The organism is uncultured Sphingomonas sp., assembly GCF_913776855.1.
Lineage (GTDB): Bacteria > Pseudomonadota > Alphaproteobacteria > Sphingomonadales > Sphingomonadaceae > Sphingomonas.
Genome location: NZ_CAJYQD010000044.1, coordinates 33,387 through 49,328 on the forward strand (window position 1 = coordinate 33,387; position 15,942 = coordinate 49,328).

At 66.5% G+C, this 15,942-nt stretch carries 14 protein-coding genes; 10 read left to right on the forward strand and 4 right to left on the reverse strand.

Annotated elements, in window-relative coordinates:
- Positions 1–7 precede the first annotated feature (7 nt).
- Positions 8–1,153: a ubiquinol oxidase subunit II gene (gene cyoA, locus QZ755_RS13875; RefSeq protein ID WP_294323959.1), complete on the reverse strand. Its 1,146-nt coding sequence runs from the start codon at positions 1,151–1,153 to the stop codon at positions 8–10.
- 131 nt (positions 1,154–1,284) lie between these two features.
- Between cyoA and QZ755_RS13880 the strand changes: the two genes are divergently transcribed.
- Genes QZ755_RS13880 through QZ755_RS13895 form a run of 4 tightly spaced genes read left to right on the forward strand, consistent with a single transcriptional unit; the run spans position 1,285 to position 5,304 of the window.
- Complete coding sequence (locus QZ755_RS13880) at positions 1,285–2,613, forward strand: MFS transporter (protein WP_294323961.1); 1,329 nt, start codon at positions 1,285–1,287, stop codon at positions 2,611–2,613.
- Between the two features lie 8 nt (positions 2,614–2,621).
- Positions 2,622–3,860 carry a hypothetical protein gene (locus QZ755_RS13885; protein ID WP_294323963.1) on the forward strand — a complete coding sequence of 413 codons (1,239 nt, stop codon included), beginning with the start codon at positions 2,622–2,624 and terminating at the stop codon, positions 3,858–3,860.
- The gene (locus QZ755_RS13890) at positions 3,857–4,570 is read left to right on the forward strand and encodes an NUDIX domain-containing protein (protein ID WP_294323965.1); all 714 of its coding nucleotides are present in this window, start codon (positions 3,857–3,859) and stop codon (positions 4,568–4,570) included. Before QZ755_RS13885 ends, QZ755_RS13890 begins: the two co-directional genes overlap by 4 nt.
- Positions 4,567–5,304 (forward strand): extensin family protein, encoded by a 738-nt coding sequence (locus QZ755_RS13895; protein WP_294323967.1) that lies wholly within the window; start codon positions 4,567–4,569, stop codon positions 5,302–5,304. Before QZ755_RS13890 ends, QZ755_RS13895 begins: the two co-directional genes overlap by 4 nt.
- A gap of 13 nt (positions 5,305–5,317) precedes the next feature.
- Here the strand turns inward: QZ755_RS13895 and QZ755_RS13900 are convergent, their stop codons facing one another.
- Positions 5,318–5,869, reverse strand: a complete 552-nt coding sequence (locus tag QZ755_RS13900; protein ID WP_294323969.1) for a hypothetical protein — start codon at positions 5,867–5,869, stop codon at positions 5,318–5,320.
- Between the two features lie 339 nt (positions 5,870–6,208).
- Between QZ755_RS13900 and QZ755_RS13905 the strand changes: the two genes are divergently transcribed.
- Positions 6,209–6,787 (forward strand): CHAP domain-containing protein, encoded by a 579-nt coding sequence (locus QZ755_RS13905; protein ID WP_294323971.1) that lies wholly within the window; start codon positions 6,209–6,211, stop codon positions 6,785–6,787.
- Between the two features lie 61 nt (positions 6,788–6,848).
- Here QZ755_RS13905 and msrB read toward each other — a convergent pair whose 3' ends face one another.
- A complete protein-coding gene (gene msrB, locus QZ755_RS13910) occupies positions 6,849–7,295 on the reverse strand; it encodes a peptide-methionine (R)-S-oxide reductase MsrB (RefSeq protein ID WP_294324048.1) in 447 nt (148 codons plus the stop codon).
- 203 nt (positions 7,296–7,498) lie between these two features.
- Here msrB and QZ755_RS13915 point away from each other — a divergent pair, with 203 nt between their 5' ends.
- The 5 genes from QZ755_RS13915 to QZ755_RS13935 all read left to right on the forward strand — a co-directional run bounded on the left by QZ755_RS13915 (position 7,499) and on the right by QZ755_RS13935 (position 14,159).
- Positions 7,499–9,175: a DEAD/DEAH box helicase gene (locus tag QZ755_RS13915; protein WP_294323973.1), complete on the forward strand. Its 1,677-nt coding sequence runs from the start codon at positions 7,499–7,501 to the stop codon at positions 9,173–9,175.
- Between the two features lie 522 nt (positions 9,176–9,697).
- Positions 9,698–11,401, forward strand: a complete 1,704-nt coding sequence (gene rpsA / locus QZ755_RS13920; protein WP_066689665.1) for a 30S ribosomal protein S1 — start codon at positions 9,698–9,700, stop codon at positions 11,399–11,401.
- 172 nt (positions 11,402–11,573) lie between these two features.
- Positions 11,574–11,852, forward strand: coding sequence for an integration host factor subunit beta (locus QZ755_RS13925; RefSeq protein ID WP_294324050.1), 279 nt, complete (start codon positions 11,574–11,576; stop codon positions 11,850–11,852).
- 88 nt (positions 11,853–11,940) lie between these two features.
- Positions 11,941–12,882, forward strand: coding sequence for a right-handed parallel beta-helix repeat-containing protein (locus QZ755_RS13930; RefSeq protein ID WP_294323975.1), 942 nt, complete (start codon positions 11,941–11,943; stop codon positions 12,880–12,882).
- Positions 12,883–13,154: 272 nt separating this feature from the next.
- Positions 13,155–14,159, forward strand: a complete 1,005-nt coding sequence (locus QZ755_RS13935; protein WP_294323977.1) for a hypothetical protein — start codon at positions 13,155–13,157, stop codon at positions 14,157–14,159.
- 77 nt (positions 14,160–14,236) lie between these two features.
- Here the strand turns inward: QZ755_RS13935 and QZ755_RS13940 are convergent, their stop codons facing one another.
- Entirely contained in the window at positions 14,237–15,907 is a 1,671-nt protein-coding gene (locus tag QZ755_RS13940) for an alkaline phosphatase family protein (RefSeq protein WP_294323979.1), read from the reverse strand.
- Positions 15,908–15,942 lie beyond the last annotated feature (35 nt).

Below are 15,942 nucleotides of genomic sequence, written 5' to 3' on the forward strand. Positions count from 1 at the left end.
CTCGTTCTCAGCCAAGTGCCGGAGCGGTGCGGCCCGGAATCGCGGGCGGCGCGATGCGGGTCATGTTACGGTTGGCGTCGCTGCCCGGATCGGCGGCGCCGGGGGCGGCGGACGACCCTTGCGGCGCATCGCCGCTGCTGTGCGGGCTGACGCCATATTCGGAGGGTGCCTTTTCGAGTGCACCCTTGGTACGCTCCCCCTCGGGCAGCCGGCTGTTGACCGCCGAACCATGGCCGCCATGGCCCATGCTCTCGGTCATGCACGGCGTGCCGGGCTTGACGCACATCTGCACGATGCGGGTGAACAGGCCCTGTTCGACCCCCGAAAAGCCCATCGGCGGCACCTTCTCGCTGGGCTTTTCCAGTTGGAGATAGCGTGCGGTATCCAGCCGGTTCGGCATCGCCTTCACGCCCGCGACGAACTTGTCGAAGCCGGCGGCATCGGTGCTGGTCGTCTTGAAGTTCATGTAGGAGAAGCCGGCACCGCTATAATGCGCCGACATGCCCTCGAACGTGCCGGGCTTGTTCAGCACGGCGTGCAGCTTCGTCTCCATGCCCGGCATCGTGTAGATCATGCCGGCCATCGCGGGCACGTAGAAGGTGTTCATCACCGAGGACGACGACAGGCGGAACCGCACCTGGCGATCGACCGGGACCACCAGCCGATTAACCGTGGCGATGCCCTGTTCGGGATAGATGAACAGCCACTTCCAGTCGAGCGAGACGACCTGGATTTCCAGCGGCTTCTGGTTCTCCGGCACCGGCTTGCCCGACGAAATCTGCCCGATCGGGCGATAGGGGTCGAGCAGGTGGGTGCTGATCCAGGTCAGCGCGCCCAATGCGATGACGATCAGCAGCGGGCCGGACCAGATGACCAGTTCGAGCGCGGTCGAATGGTCCCAGTTCGGCTTGTACGTCGCCTTTTCATTGGTCGCGCGGTATTTCCACGCGAACCAGACGGTCAGCGCCATGACCGGAATAATGATGAGCAACATCAGGCCGACCGAGATCATCAGGACGTCGCCCTGTTGGCGCGCGACGTCGCCGGCGGGATTGAGCACGACCAGGTCGCATCCACCGAGCAGCGGCAATGCCGCGAGCGGAAGGAGCGAACGCAGTGGCCGGTGCCACGGGAGCGAGCGGGGCAGGATCATGAGCGCGACCTATGCCGTGCGATGCTGCACTGCGATAGGACATTTTGTCCTATCCCCGCGTTTGGTGCATTGCGATAACGGGCGCATAGTCTGCCTATCTGCGCGTGCAGCGCACCATATCTGGAGTCCCTATGGCCGAGGCCTTCGTTCATTCCGGCGAGCTTGAGGGGGATGCCCGAGTCGTCAATTCCTCGGACGAGGTGAACGTCCAGTCCGAAGAGATCGCCATCGGCGTCATCATCGGGCGTACGTCGGAGTTCTTCGACTTCTTCGTGTATGCGATCGCATCGGTGATCGTGTTCCCGCAGCTGATGTTCCCCTATGTCGACCGGCTGACGGGTACGCTCTATTCGTTCGCGCTGTTCCCGCTGGCGTTCTTTGCGCGTCCGCTGGGTACGCTGCTGTTCATGTGGATCGACCGTCGCCATGGGCGCGGCACGAAGCTGACCATCGCGCTGTTCCTGCTTGGCACCGCGACCGTGGCGATGGGCTTCCTGCCCGGCTATGCACAGGTCGGCGCGTGGTCGGCGATCCTGCTGGCGGCGCTGCGCATCCTGCAGGGGATCGCGCTGGGCGGTGCCTGGGACGGCCTCGCCTCGCTGCTGGCGCTCAACGTGCCGCAGGACCGGCGCGGGTGGTATGCGATGATCCCGCAGCTGGGCGCGCCGCTGGGCCTGATGGTCGCCAGCGCGCTGTTCGCTTTCTTCACCGCCTATATGAGTGCCGAGGATTTCATCAGCTGGGGCTGGCGCTATCCGTTCTTCGTCGCGTTCGCGCTGAACGTCGTGGCGCTGTTCGCGCGGCTGCGCATCGTCGTGACGCCGGAATATACCGCGCTGTTCGAGAATCGCGAGCTGAAGGCGTCGGCGGTGATGCCGACCGTCAAGCGCGAATGGAAGACGATCGCGATCGGCGCGCTGGTGCCGCTGGCCAGCTTCGCACTGTTCCACATGGTCACCGTGTTCCCGCTGTCGTGGATCCTGCTCAAGACCGAGCAGCCGATCGAACGCTTCCTGTGGATCGAAACCGCCTGCGCGATCTTCTTTATCTTCGCGATCGTCATCTCGGGCGTGCTGGCCGACCATGTCGGGCGGCGCACGCTGCTGGGGATCGGCGCGATCGCCATCGCACTGTTCTCTGGCCTGGCGCCGCTGCTGCTGAACGGCGGGGATGCGGGCGAAATCGCGTTCATGATCACCGGCTTCATCCTGCTCGGCCTGTCGTTCGGCCAGTCGTCGGGGACGGTGGCGTCGAACTTCGCCAAGGATTCGCGCTATACCGGCGCGGCGCTGACGTCGGACCTCGCATGGTTGTTCGGCGCGGGGTTCGCGCCGTTCGTGGCGCTGGCGCTGGCCGACAAGCTGGGGCTGATCGCGTCGGGCCTGTATCTGTTGTCGGGTGCGGTCGGGACGCTGGCGGCATTGGCGCTGAACAAGGAACTGGCACGCCGGCTCGATTGAGCTTGTTCGTGCTGCGATACTGGGCGGCGGCGCTTGCGCTGGCGGTGGGAAGTCCCGCCGCCGCGCAGGACGCCGCCGTCGTCGTTTCCGCCGATACCGCGCTGGCGCAGGACGCTGCCGAGGTAGCACGCATCCGCGGCATCGACCCGGCCGAGGCGCTGGTCCTGTTGCGCAAGCAGGCGGCGAGCGTCGCCGCGACCGAATGGATCGAGGGGGAATATCGCGACCGGCTGGCGGGGACCGTGATCGAACGGGACGGTGCGGTCATCGTGCTGCTGACCGGCAAGCGCGCGGTGCCCGACGGGCAGGTGACGATCGACGGTCTCTCCATCCCGATCCGTTTCCGCACCGGGGCGACCGCGACCCGCGCGGAGATGCTGGCAGCGATCACCGCGCATCAGGCGGCAATCCGGGCGATGGTCCAGCGTCCGCCGGCCATGGGAATCGACGCCCGGAACGGCGAATTGCTCGTCCTGATCGGCGCGGCGGATGCGGCGGGAGATGTCGCGGCGCTCAAGCGGCAGATCGTGTCGCTGACCGGTGTACCGGTTCGCATCGCGACCAGCGGCCGCCCCGAACTCGACCTGGCGGGGGAGGTTGTCGGCGGATCGCGGTTGATCGGTCCCGACCCGGCGAGCGGCCGGCGTTTCTATTGCACGACCGGCTTCGTCGTGACCAACGGCATGCAGAACGGCATCGTCACCGCCGCCCATTGCCCCGATACGTTGGAGCATGTCGCGAAGGACGGGACGCGCAAGCCGCTGACCTTTATCGAGCAGTGGGGCTGGGGCTTCCACGATGTGCAGGTCAATGCCAGCCCCGAAGCCGTCCAGCCGCTGTTCTTCTCAGACGCGGCGCGCACCGTGCTGCGCCCGGTCGACGGGCAGCGCAGCCGGGCCGGCACGCGGGTCGGCGACATCGTGTGCCACCGGGGCGAACATAGCGGCTATAGCTGTGCCGACGTCGAGATGGTCGACTTCGCGCCATCGGGCGACCTGTGCGGCGGGCCGTGCCTGCCGACCTGGGTGGCGGTCGCGGGGCCGGGGTGCAAGGGCGGCGACAGCGGCGGGCCGGTGTTCGTCGGCACCACCGCCATCGGATTGTTGAAAGGCGCGAGCTATCGTCCCGACGGGACGTGCGTGTTCTATTACTATATGTCACTCGACTATTTGCCCGATGGCTGGCGGCTGGTCCGTACGCCGGGCGCCTTCACATTGCCGGGGGCGCTTCCCAACTCTCCCCGATGACCGTTGCCATTCCCGCCGCCACGCTGATCCTGTTGCGCGACCGTGCCGAGGGTGCGCCGGAGATATTGATGGTCGAGCGCGCGGCGGCGATGGCCTTTGCCGGCGGTGCGCTGGTGTTCCCCGGCGGGCGGATCGACGCCGGGGACGAAGCGTTGGCATGGGCGATGGGTGACGGCGATCTGGCACCGCGACTGGCCGCGATTCGGGAGACGATCGAGGAAGCCGGAATCGCGATCGGCGTCGATGGCGACATCGCGGCGATGCGCGCGGCGCTTGCCGATGGCGCACCGATCGGCGCGCTGGCGCCCGTCAATCCGTCTGCGCTGATCCCCTATGCCCGGTGGCGGCCCGACCATATGCCGGTGCGGGTGTTCGATACCTGGTTCTATGTCGCACGCCTCCCCGACGATGCACCGCCCGCACGGGTCGACGCGACCGAGAATGTCCGTACCCTGTGGATCACCGCCGACGCCGCACTGAACGCAGCCGATCGGCGGGAGGCGACGTTGCTGTTCCCGACGCGCTGTGTGCTGGCGCGCCTGGCGCAACATGACGATGTCGATGGGGTGCTGGCCGATGCGCGGCGCTGGCCGGTGCGGACGATCACCCCCTGGATCGAGGAGCGGGAAGGGGGCAGCGTGGTCCGCATCCCCGACGATCTGGGCTATCCGTTCACCGCCCAACCGACCGAGCGTGCGGTGCGGGGGTGAGGGCGCTGTCGATGGGCATCCGCACCCTGGTCTGGCTGGCCATCCTCGCCGCGATCGCCTTCGCGCTCTATGCCTTTACCCGCAGCCGGCCGCAGGACGTGCCGTGGACGCCGCTCGACCTGTCGCAGCCGATCGGCATGTTTACCCGCGGCAAGATCGGCGACCTGGCGGGCGATTACGCCGGATGTCGCGCGCTGCTCGATGCCGCTGGGGTGCGCTATACTGCGCTGCCGCCGCGCGACGGGGCGGAGCAGTGCGGCTATGCCGATGCAGTGCGGATGCGTGGTGGCGGATCCCGCACCATCGCGATCACCCCCGATGTCGGCGTGTCGTGCCGGGTGGCGACGGCGATGGCGCTATGGGAATGGCAGGTCGTGCAGCCCGCCGCGCAAAGGCATTTCGGCGTGCCCGTGGCGCGGATCGAGAATTTCGGGAGCTATAACTGCCGCCGGATGTACGGCCGCGATACCGGCGCGTTCAGCGAACATGCGACCGCCAACGCGCTGGACATCGCCGCATTCGTCCTGCGCGACGGGCGACGGGTGAGTGTCGTCGGCGACTGGACGGTGGGAAGGGGGCGCGACGATGCCGCCAAGGCCGCGTTCCTGCGCGAGGTCCGCGACGGCGCATGCGGTGTGTTCTCGACCGTGTTGTCGCCGGACTACAACGCCGCGCACCGCGACCATTTCCACTTCGACCAGGCGCGGCGCGGGTTCGGCGGCGCCTGTCGCTGACCCCGCCCGACCATCAATGCATCGGTGCGCCGGCCTCCACCTTTTCCACCCATGCCGGATAGAAGGCCGGTTGTCGCATCGACCAGCCCGATGCGGTCGCCGCCGCTTCGCTCAGCGACTGCAACAGCTTGCGGCGCAGTTCGGGGTGGAGGTGCGGTAGCGCCGCCGATGCACAGAAGGCGGCGGGCAGCCACGGCCGCGCTTCCGGCCCGACCAGCCGCTCATAGAGAAAGCGATAGGCGCCGAACGTCGTCAGCCGCCCCTGGCCCAGGTCGAAGGCAGTCACCGTCAACAGCGGCGTCATGAACGGTTCGATCGCGTCCAGCCCGCTGTCTTCGGGAATGCAGGCGCGGATGTCGGGCAGGCGGTCGTAGATGCGGGCCTGCGCGCGGATACTGGCTGCCTCCACCACGTCGCGCGACCAGCGGCGCATCGCATCGTCCCGGTCCAGCCCGATATCGAGCGAGCGGCGGATGTAACGCTGCGTCGCGGACGAAAAGGTCGCGAACTCCTTCATTTCCGCCAGCGTCATCGCGCCTTCGGCCGGCCTGCGTGCAATCGCCATCTCTGAACTCCCCGCCCAAGATTACAACCAACCGGATATTGCCGCATATTGGTTAACGGCTTGCTGAACGAAATGCGGCAATCCCGATCGACGACACATCCGATCAGGTTCGGTGTTGCATTGCAACATTCCTGTCATGCGGTTCGTCGCATCCGACAGTGCGGCGGGATCAGGCAGGGAGGGGGGAGAGCGAACGAAGCCACTCGGTTCATCCGCCGGTCATCGCCGCGCAAACACGCTTCGTCGGAATTGGTTCCCATTTGGCCGACGGTGGGGTTTTCGCCGCCGGCAAACCCTGCTTCATGCCGCTCACGACATTCGTGGGGCCGTGGGGGTCAGATGAAGTTTGGTGCTGTGGCAGCGCGTTTTGCGCTGGTGGTTTCGTGCGCTCTGGCGATGGTGGCTCCGGCGCAGGCCCGGTTCTGGCAATGCGCCCCCTATGCCCGTGAAATTTCGGGCGTCGAAATCTTCGGCAACGCTCATACCTGGTGGGGTCAGGCAGCCGGGAAGTACGAACGCGGCCATGCGCCAAAGGAAGGCGCCGTCCTGTCGTTTGCTGCTACGTCGAAGATGCGCCTCGGCCATGTTGCCATGGTGTCGAAGGTTGTCAGCGACCGCGAAGTGCTGCTGACCCACGCCAATTGGTCGCAGCGTGGCGGGATCGAGCGCGATGTCCGCGCGGTCGACGTGTCGGCCGCCGGCGACTGGAGCGAAGTAAAGGTATGGTACGGTCCGCTCGGCGGCCTCGGCACCTCGGCATATCCCGCCAACGGTTTCATCTATGCCAAGCACGCACCGCATGGCAGCGCGATCGACGCGCCGATGGTCATCGTGAAGACCGATCCGCCCGCGCCGACCCAGGGTGGCGCCAGCGGCCAGCCGGTACAGGCCCGCATGGTCGTAGCGCTCAACGACTGAGCCTGCCGCCCCACATCCGCGAAAAGGCCCGCCGCTCGTCGAGTGGCGGGCCTTTTGCCATTCAGGCGGGACGAAAGGTCATCGCCACGCCGTTCATGCAATAGCGTTTGCCGGTCGGCGGCGGGCCGTCGTCGAACACGTGACCGAGATGCCCGCCGCAACGGCTGCACAGCACCTCGGTCCGGGTCATCATCAGCGACCGGTCGCTGCGGGTGGTTATGGCGCCCTTGCGCGGAGCGTAGAAGCTGGGCCAGCCGGTGCCGCTCTCGAACTTGGTCGACGACAGGAACAGCGGCTGGCTGCACCCGGCGCAGGCAAAGACGCCCTTGCGCTTTTCCCCGTTCAGCGGGCTGCTGTACGGACGCTCGGTCCCTTCCTGTCGCAGGACATCATATTGTGCGGGCGACAGGCGCGCCTTCCACTGGGCATTGGTCAGCTTGACCGGAAAGGACGGCGCAGCCTCGCTGGCCTCCGGCGCGCAGCCGATCAGCGCGGCAAGCGCCGACATTCCGGTAAGTTCGAGCAGGCGACGGCGATCGATCGACATGGCACGTCCTTTCGAACGGGATGTGGGAAAGGCGCGGAGCGACGGCAATATCGGGGTACGGAAAGCGACAAACGAAAATCTTTTGCCAAATTCGCGTACAGGTTGCATGGTAAACGATACGCGCGGCCTTGCCGTGGCCGCAATTTGGGGCCATCTGGCACCCTATGCCTTTTTCGACGTTACCCGAACCGCTCGCCGCGGCGCTGTCCGCGCGTGGCTATGAATCCCCGACCGCCGTTCAGGCGGCCGTCCTGACGCCCGATGCCGAAGGGCGCGACCTGCTGGTGTCCGCGCAAACCGGATCGGGCAAGACCGTTGCCTTCGGCCTTGCCATAGCACGCGACCTGCTCGATGCCGAGGACAAGATGCCGCGCGCCGGCACGCCGCTGGCGCTTGCCATCGCGCCGACCCGCGAACTGGCGCTGCAGGTCGCGCGCGAACTGCTGTGGCTGTATGGCCCGACCGGTGCGCGCATCGTGTCGTGCGTCGGCGGCATGGACGCCGCGCGCGAACGTCGCAACCTGAGCCATGGCGCGCATATCGTCGTCGGTACGCCGGGTCGTCTGCGCGACCATCTGGAGCGCGGCGCGCTCGACCTGTCGGGTCTGAAGGTCGCGATCCTCGACGAGGCCGACGAGATGCTCGACATGGGCTTTCGCGAGGATCTCGAAGGGATTCTCGACGGCACGCCGGCCGAGCGCCGGACGCTGCTGTTCTCGGCGACGCTGGCCAAGCCGATCGTGGCGCTCGCCAAGCGCTATCAGAAGGACGCGTTCCGCATCGATACCCGCGAAGCGGAGCGGGGCCATGGCGACATCAGCTATCAGGCGATGACGGTCGCGCCGAACGACATCGAGAATGCCGTCGTCAACCTGCTGCGCCTGCACGAGCCGGACACCGCGTTCCTGTTCTGCGCGACGCGGGAGGCTGTGCGCCACCTGCACGCCAATCTGGTCGAGCGCGGCTTCGATGCGGTCGCGCTGTCGGGCGAGCATTCGCAGTCGGAGCGCAACCATGCGTTGCAGGCGCTGCGCGACCGCCGTGCCCGCGTGTGCGTCGCGACCGACGTCGCCGCGCGCGGCATCGACCTGCCCTCGCTCAGCCTCGTCGTCCATGTCGAGCTGCCGCGCGATGCCGAGGCGCTCCAGCACCGCTCGGGCCGGACCGGTCGCGCGGGCAAGAAGGGCATTGCCGCCCTGATCGTGCCCTATCAGCGCCGTCGCCGCGTCGAGGGGCTGCTGCGCGATGCCAAGATCAACGCCGAATGGATCGGCGTGCCGACCCCGGAGCAGATTCACGCAGCGGACCGCGAACGCCTGCTCGCCAAGCTGGCCGAGCCGGTCGAGTTCGACGAGGCCGATGTCGAACTGGGTGCGCGCCTGCTGGCCGAAAAGACGCCGGAGGACATCGCCGCGTTGCTGGTCCGGGCGTATCGTGCCAAGCTGCCCGCGCCGGAGGAGCTGTCGGCCGGCGGCGCGCCCGATCGCCGCGATCGGCCCGAAGGGCCGCGTCCGGGTTTCGAGGATACGGTGTGGTTCCGCATGAATGTCGGCCGCCGCCACAATGCGGACCCGCGCTGGCTGCTGCCGTTGCTGTGCCGTCGCGGGCACATCACCAAGGGTGAGATCGGCGCGATCCGCATCGCCAACGACGAATCGGCGTTCGAAATCCCAAAGGCGATCGCGGGCAAGTTCATCGCTTCGGTGAAGCGCACCGCGACGCCCGACGACGACCTGATGTTCGAACAGATGTCGGGCCCGCCGGCCGCTCCGCAGCGCCGCACCAACGGCGCGCCGCCCCGCCATTCCGCCAAGCCGTATCGCGGCGGACGTCGGGGCTGATCGGGTTTTCACGCCGAGGCGTCGAGGCGCGAAGGAGTAGTCGATAGTTTTCGCGCAGAGACGCGGAGACGCAGATAGAGATCGTGTGTGCGGCGGTCGTTCGCCGCGCCAGCGGCCATTGCCGCTTTTTGCAGCGACTCTACAAGGCTTCGCCGGGAAGGTAGCGATCACCAGTGTCGCGATCTCTTTGCGCCTCCAAGCCTCTGCGCGAAAACTACCTTCTCCCTTCTTCTCCGCGTCTTCGCGCCTCCGCGTGAAACAATCCTTGTTTCGCCCCCGGCAAGCGCCCTCGCACCGTTGCGCCATCGCGCCAAAAGGCGTATGGCGCGCCGGTTCGACGAGTACAGACTCGCGAAGGCCGGGCGCTTGCGCGCCCTTTCCGCATAGCCGGGGCAAGCCTTTCGTGACGACGAAGTCGCCGAATGCCGCGTGTCGTATTCGGCGCGCGCGGCAATCCCGGTCAAAGACCGCCGGAACCAACCGGCCGGCCGGAAACATAGAAGTCTAGGAACCACGTTCTTTATGGCCAGCATGGCAAATCCCACCCGTGACGATTTTGCGTCGATGCTCGACGACATGTTCGGCGCTTCGGAAAGCTTCGAAGGCCGCGTCGTCATCGGCACCGTCACCGGCATCGAAAACGACCTGGCGGTCATCGACGTCGGTCTGAAGTCGGAAGGCCGCGTGCCGCTGCGCGAATTCGCCGCGCCGGGCCAGAAGGCCGATCTGAAGGTCGGTGACGAAGTCGAAGTCTATGTCGACCGCGTCGAGAATGCTAACGGCGAAGCGATGCTGAGCCGCGACCGCGCCCGTCGCGAAGCCGCATGGGACAAGCTGGAAACCGAATTCGCTAAGACCGCCCGCGTCGAAGGCGTCATCTTCGGCCGCGTCAAGGGCGGCTTCACCGTCGACCTGTCGGGCGCCGTGGCGTTCCTGCCGGGTTCGCAGGTCGATATCCGTCCGGTGCGCGACGTCACCCCGCTGATGGACATTCCGCAGCCGTTCCAGATCCTGAAGATGGACCGCAAGCGCGGCAACATCGTCGTGTCGCGTCGTGCCGTGCTGGAAGAAACCCGCGCCGAGCAGCGTTCGGGCCTGATCCAGTCGCTCGCCGAAGGCCAGGTGATCGACGGCGTGGTCAAGAACATCACCGATTACGGTGCGTTCGTCGACCTCGGCGGCATCGACGGCCTGCTGCACGTCACCGACCTGTCGTACAAGCGCGTCGGGCATCCGTCGGAAGTCCTGAACATCGGCGATACCGTCCGCGTTCAGATCATCCGCATCAACCGCGACACGCAGCGCATCTCGCTCGGCATGAAGCAGCTTGAGAGCGATCCGTGGGATGGCGCCGGTGCCAAGTATCCGGTCGGCGCGAAGCTGTCGGGCCGGGTCACGAACATCACCGAATATGGTGCGTTCGTCGAACTGGAGCCGGGCATCGAAGGTCTCGTCCACGTTTCGGAAATGAGCTGGACCAAGAAGAACGTCCATCCGGGCAAGATCGTCTCGACCAGCCAGGAAGTCGACGTGATCGTCCTCGAAGTCGATCAGGACAAGCGCCGCATCTCGCTGGGCCTCAAGCAGGCACAGGCCAATCCGTGGGAGAAGTTCGCGGAAGATCACCCCGTCGGTTCGACCGTCGAGGGCGAAGTCAAGAACGCGACCGAGTTCGGCCTGTTCATCGGCCTGGACGGCGACGTCGACGGCATGGTCCACATGTCGGACATCGCATGGGGCATTTCGGGCGAGGACGCGCTCAACCTGCACCGCAAGGGCGAGACGGTCCAGGCCGTCGTGCTGGCGGTCGAGCCGGACAAGGAGCGCATTTCGCTCGGCATGAAGCAGCTGGAGCGTGGTGGCCCGGTCGCCGCGCAGGCGGGTGATCGCCTGAACAAGAACGCGATCGTGACCGTGACCGTCCTCGAAGTCCGCGACGCGGGCCTCGAAGTGCAGCAGGGCGACGATGGCGCGACCGGCTTCATCAAGCGCACCGACCTCGGCCGCGACCGCGACGAACAGCGTCCGGAGCGTTTCCAGGTTGGTCAGAAGTTCGACGCGATGGTCACCGGCTTCGATCGTTCGAAGAAGCCGACCTTCTCGATCAAGGCGATGCAGATCGCCGAAGAGAAGCAGGCGGTGGCGCAGTATGGTTCGTCCGACTCGGGCGCGTCGCTGGGCGACATTCTGGGCGAGGCGCTGAAGGCGCGCGGCGAACAGAAGTAAGCCTTAGCCTGCCGATCGGCAGGAACAGGAACGGGGTGCTCCACATGTGGAGCGCCCCGTTTTTTCGTTCATTCGAAAGGCGGATTGTGACGGGCGATAGACATAGGTTAGGGCAGGCCAGTGTCCCGATCGCACCGTTCCGGGATATGGTTTTGAAATGGCGGGGGAAATGATGATCCGATCCGAACTGGTTCAGCAGGTGGCACAGGAAAATCCGGAACTGCCACCGCGGGATGTCGAACGGATCGTCACGACCTTCTTCGACGCGATCACCGAACAGCTGCGCAGCGGCGGCCGGGTCGAACTGCGCGGCTTCGGTGCGTTTTCGACCCGTGCGCGCGATGCCCGTACCGGGCGCAACCCGCGTACCGGCGAAGCGGTCGACGTGGATGCGAAGCGCGTTCCATATTTTAAGCCGGGCAAGGAAATGCGCGCGCGCCTCAACGTCTGAGCGCGTACCGCGCCGGGACGGATTTGCCCCCTTTCGCGCGGAGTGCCGCTGGCGCATGTCAGGGTCGGAACCGAGGAAGGACCGGCCGATGACCGCCCGATTATTGCTGCCCGCCGCGATGTTGTTGCTGGCTGCGCCGCTCCCCGCACAGCAGCGAGCCGCACCGTTCGTTATCGAACAGACCGGCGAAGGCTTCGCGACCATTGATGCCGCTGTCACTGCGGTGCGCGACGGGACTGCGACGATCCTGATCGCGCCCGGCACTTATCGCGACTGCACGGTGCAGACCGGTGGCGACATCACCTTTCGTGCGCGAACGCCGGGCACGGTGATCTTCGACGGCGGTGCGTGCGAGGGGAAGGCGACGTTCGTCCTGCGCGGACGGCGCTCGACGGTCGACGGCATCGTATTTCGCCGTATCCGCGTGCCCGACGGCAATGGTGCCGGCATCCGCACCGAGATCGGTGACCTGACCGTCACCAACTCTACCTTTCTCGACAGCCAGGAAGGCATTCTCGGCGGCAATCCGGAGGGGCAGCAGCGCATCCGCATCGACCGCTCGACCTTCGCCGGCCTTGGCCAGTGCGACGAGACGACCGACTGTTCGCATTCGGTGTATCTGGGCAATAACGGATCAATCACCATCACCCGCTCGCGGTTCGAACGCGGTACCGGCGGCCATTATGTGAAGATCCGCGCCCCCCGGATCGAGATCACCGATTCCAGCTTCGACGACAGCCGGGGCAACAAGACCAATTACATGATCGACCTGCCCGAAGGCGCCACCGGGCTGATCGCGCGCAACACCTTTGTCCAGGGCAAGGCGAAGGAAAACTGGACCGGCTTCATCGTCGTGGGTGCGGAAAAGCACAGCTTCCCGGCGCGCGGTCTGAAGGTCGAGGATAATGATGCGCGACTGGCACCGGGGGTCGACAAGAGCCCGGCGTTCGTCGCGGACTACACCGGCGATGGCGTGGCAGTCGGCGCGAACCGACTGGGGCCGGGCGTGCGCAAGTTCGAGACGCGCTGAACGCTTTCTGTTTCGGGTAGCGTGCGATCTGCGATAGTCGTGCGCCCATGCAGCACCGTTTCGTCCTTGCACCGCTCCTGCTCCTGATCGCCGCGCCGGCGGTTTCCGTCCCGCGGCAATCGCCGCCGGCGAGGATATTGAACGACCTGTCCCGTTGGACGATGCAGCCGGATGCCGTTCGGCGGAGCGATGCTCCGATCCTTCGCCGATCCTTGTCGAGGGCAGAGGCGGACAGGGCGGTCGACTTGTTGGCCGCTGCACGCGCGCGACGCATGGCGGCTGACGACCGACAGGTGATCGCGGCAAAGGCGATCACGCTTGGCGACAAGACGCTGCGATGGGAAAGCCGGCAGTTCGGTGATGCCCCGTTCGGCAAGCGCAGCCTGTGGATTTCGATGCATGGCGGCGGCAATGCCGCGCCGGCGGTCAACGACCAGCAATGGCGCAACCAGATCGGGCTATACCAGCCGTCCGAAGGTATCTACCTCGCACCGCGCGCGCCGACCGATACGTGGAACCTGTGGCATGAGGCGCATATCGACCCGCTGTTCCAGCGACTGATCGATGCGCAGGTCGCGATCAACGGCGTCGATCCCAACCGCGTCTATCTGCTCGGCTATTCTGCCGGCGGCGACGGGGTGTGGCAGCTGGCGCCGCGCATGGCGGATCGCTTTGCGGCTGCGGCGATGATGGCGGGCCATCCGAACGAGGCCAGTGTCGCGGGCCTGCGCAACCTGCCGTTCGCTATCTTCATGGGCGGGGCGGACGCGGCCTATGACCGTAACCGGATCGCGGCGGAGAAGGGCGCGGAGCTGGAAAAGCTGCACGCCGCCGATCCGGGCGGCTATGTGTCGATGACGCGGATCTATCCGGGCCTGCCGCACTGGATGAACCGCAAGGATGCCGAAGGCTTGCCGTGGATGGCGCAGTTCACGCGCAATCCATGGCCCAGGCGGATCGTGTGGGTGCAGGACGACGTGACCCACGATCGCTTCTACTGGCTGCAACTCCCCGATGCGGCACAGCCCAAGGCCGGCGACCGGATCGACGCGCGGGTCGAGGGACAGGCGATCACGATCGACGGTGCTGTACCGGCCGGGCTGACATTGCGCCTGTCCGACCGGTTGGTCGATCTCGACCGGCCGGTGCGGGTGACGGTCAACGGACGGATGGCGTTTGCGGGCAAGGTCCCGCGCACCGCCGCCGCCATCGTCCGGTCGCTGGAGGAGCGGGCCGGTCCGGCATCGGCAGCGACGGCGTTGTTGGCGCTGCCCTGAAATTTCGCGTCCGTCGAGCGGGGTTCTCGACGGACGCTTCGCGACAAGCTCGAAGCTGCTCGAACCGCACGGCAGGCTCAGCGGCAGGTCGATCCCGTGCCCGGATCGAGGTCGAGGCAGCGGCCGTCGATCTCGCCCTTGGGCACGTTCAGGCCGATCGTCGCGGCCAGCGTCGGCAGGATGTCGACCGTCTCCACGCCGAATGGTTCCTCGAACCCGCCGGCACCCTTCCGCCAGAACAGGATTGGCACGCGCCGGTCATAGTCCCAGAAGCTGCCATGCGTCGCGACCGCGCTGCCGACCACCGGATGCGGCAGCGTCAGCACGCGCGGCTTCATCGCGACCAGCAGATCGCCCGAGCGCGGCGGGTAATAGGATGCGCGGGCACGCTCCAGCAGGGTCCAGGTTTCGGGCGGCGTGTTGGGCACGGTCGTCGCCATCACCTGCGCACGGGTGAAGACCGCCTGCGTCTGCGGATGAGCCATGAACATCGCGATCGCCTCGCGCTCGACGGCGGCCTTTTGCGCCGGTGTCAGGTTGATGTCGTACCAGACATCACCGTTCACCGCACCGAACAGCACGGGGCCGGCTATACCGAGCTTCTGGCCGATCGCCTTGCCAATCCCCTCGACGGTCAGCTCGCCGTCCTGGCGCACCGCTTGCGGAATCGCATGTTCGGCATGGCGTTCGCTGGCGTCGCTGCCACCATGGTCGGCGGTCAGCACGACTTGGTAATCGACGCCGGTCGCGTCCAGCACCTTGAAGAATTCGCCCAGGCTCTGGTCAAGCGAGGTCAGCTGCAGGCACATCTCGCTGCCTTCGGTGCCATAGCCGTGCCCGACATAATCGGTGGCGGAGGCGCCGATCGAAATGATGTCGGTCTGTGGTCCCTGGCCAAGCTTCATGTCCTGGATCAGCCCGGCGGCAAGTGCCAGGACGGCGGCATCCCATTCGGGCGAGCGGCGGAAGTTGTTCACGTCGCCCGCCTCGCGCGCGAAACGACCGGTGCCGATCGTCTTGCCCGCGACCGACACCGCCCGCGCGAGCGGCTGGCAGAAGGTCGGCAGCGTCATTGCCGGTTGCGCCGTCGCGATCTGCTTCGCCACGGCGGCGTTGGCGCGCGCGACCACCGGCGGCATCTTGCGTCCGGCATAGCTGACGAAGCCGTCCTTGCCGAACCACCACAGTTCGTCGACCTTGTGCCCGCCCATCATCACCGCCGCGCGGTCCTTGCCCGCGACCGATACGACGCGGGTGCGCGGGTCGGCAGCCTTCATCCGTTCGCCCAGCGTCGGCACCATCAGGTGCGTGTCGGACACGGTATAGTCCTTGAACGTCGAACCGGGCACGCGCTCGTCCTCCGCGCAATAGACCTTGTGATCGGGGCGGCTCGTGCTGCGCTGGTCGATCCAGTCATTGGCGATGATGCCGGTCCGCGACGGGCGCGATCCGGTCAGGATCGTCGAATGGCCGGGGCAGGTTTCGGTCGCGGCATGGCTCTGATAGCCCGACGGGAACACCGCGCCCTGCATCATCCGTACGAAGCCGCCGGTGAAGCGCGCGCGATATTCGGCGAACAGGTCGGCGGAGAACTGATCGACCGAGATGGCGACGATCAGCTTGGGACGAGTCGTCGGATAGGTCGGCGGTACCGGGACATCGGCGGCTGCCGGGGCGGGCGCGGCGGTCTGCGCCATGGCGGGGACGGCGGTGCCGAGCAGCAGCGCGGCAAGGGTCGGGAAACGCATTGAGGAACTCCGCGGACGGTGCATCCGTCCCGAAA

Bases quoted from the DNA above. Each gene is read 5' to 3' on its own strand.
- cyoA (WP_294323959.1), bottom strand. From the start codon at position 1,153: ATGATCCTGCCCCGCTCGCTCCCGTGGCACCGGCCACTGCGTTCGCTC.
- QZ755_RS13880 (WP_294323961.1), top strand. From the start codon at position 1,285: ATGGCCGAGGCCTTCGTTCATTCCGGCGAGCTTGAGGGGGATGCCCGA.
- QZ755_RS13900 (WP_294323969.1), bottom strand. From the start codon at position 5,869: ATGGCGATTGCACGCAGGCCGGCCGAAGGCGCGATGACGCTGGCGGAA.
- QZ755_RS13930 (WP_294323975.1), top strand. From the start codon at position 11,941: ATGACCGCCCGATTATTGCTGCCCGCCGCGATGTTGTTGCTGGCTGCG.
- rpsA (WP_066689665.1), top strand. From the start codon at position 9,698: ATGGCCAGCATGGCAAATCCCACCCGTGACGATTTTGCGTCGATGCTC.
- QZ755_RS13915 (WP_294323973.1), top strand. From the start codon at position 7,499: ATGCCTTTTTCGACGTTACCCGAACCGCTCGCCGCGGCGCTGTCCGCG.
- msrB (WP_294324048.1), bottom strand. From the start codon at position 7,295: ATGTCGGCGCTTGCCGCGCTGATCGGCTGCGCGCCGGAGGCCAGCGAG.
- QZ755_RS13890 (WP_294323965.1), top strand. From the start codon at position 3,857: ATGACCGTTGCCATTCCCGCCGCCACGCTGATCCTGTTGCGCGACCGT.
- QZ755_RS13940 (WP_294323979.1), bottom strand. From the start codon at position 15,907: ATGCGTTTCCCGACCCTTGCCGCGCTGCTGCTCGGCACCGCCGTCCCC.
- QZ755_RS13935 (WP_294323977.1), top strand. From the start codon at position 13,155: ATGGCGGCTGACGACCGACAGGTGATCGCGGCAAAGGCGATCACGCTT.
- QZ755_RS13905 (WP_294323971.1), top strand. From the start codon at position 6,209: ATGAAGTTTGGTGCTGTGGCAGCGCGTTTTGCGCTGGTGGTTTCGTGC.
- QZ755_RS13925 (WP_294324050.1), top strand. From the start codon at position 11,574: ATGATCCGATCCGAACTGGTTCAGCAGGTGGCACAGGAAAATCCGGAA.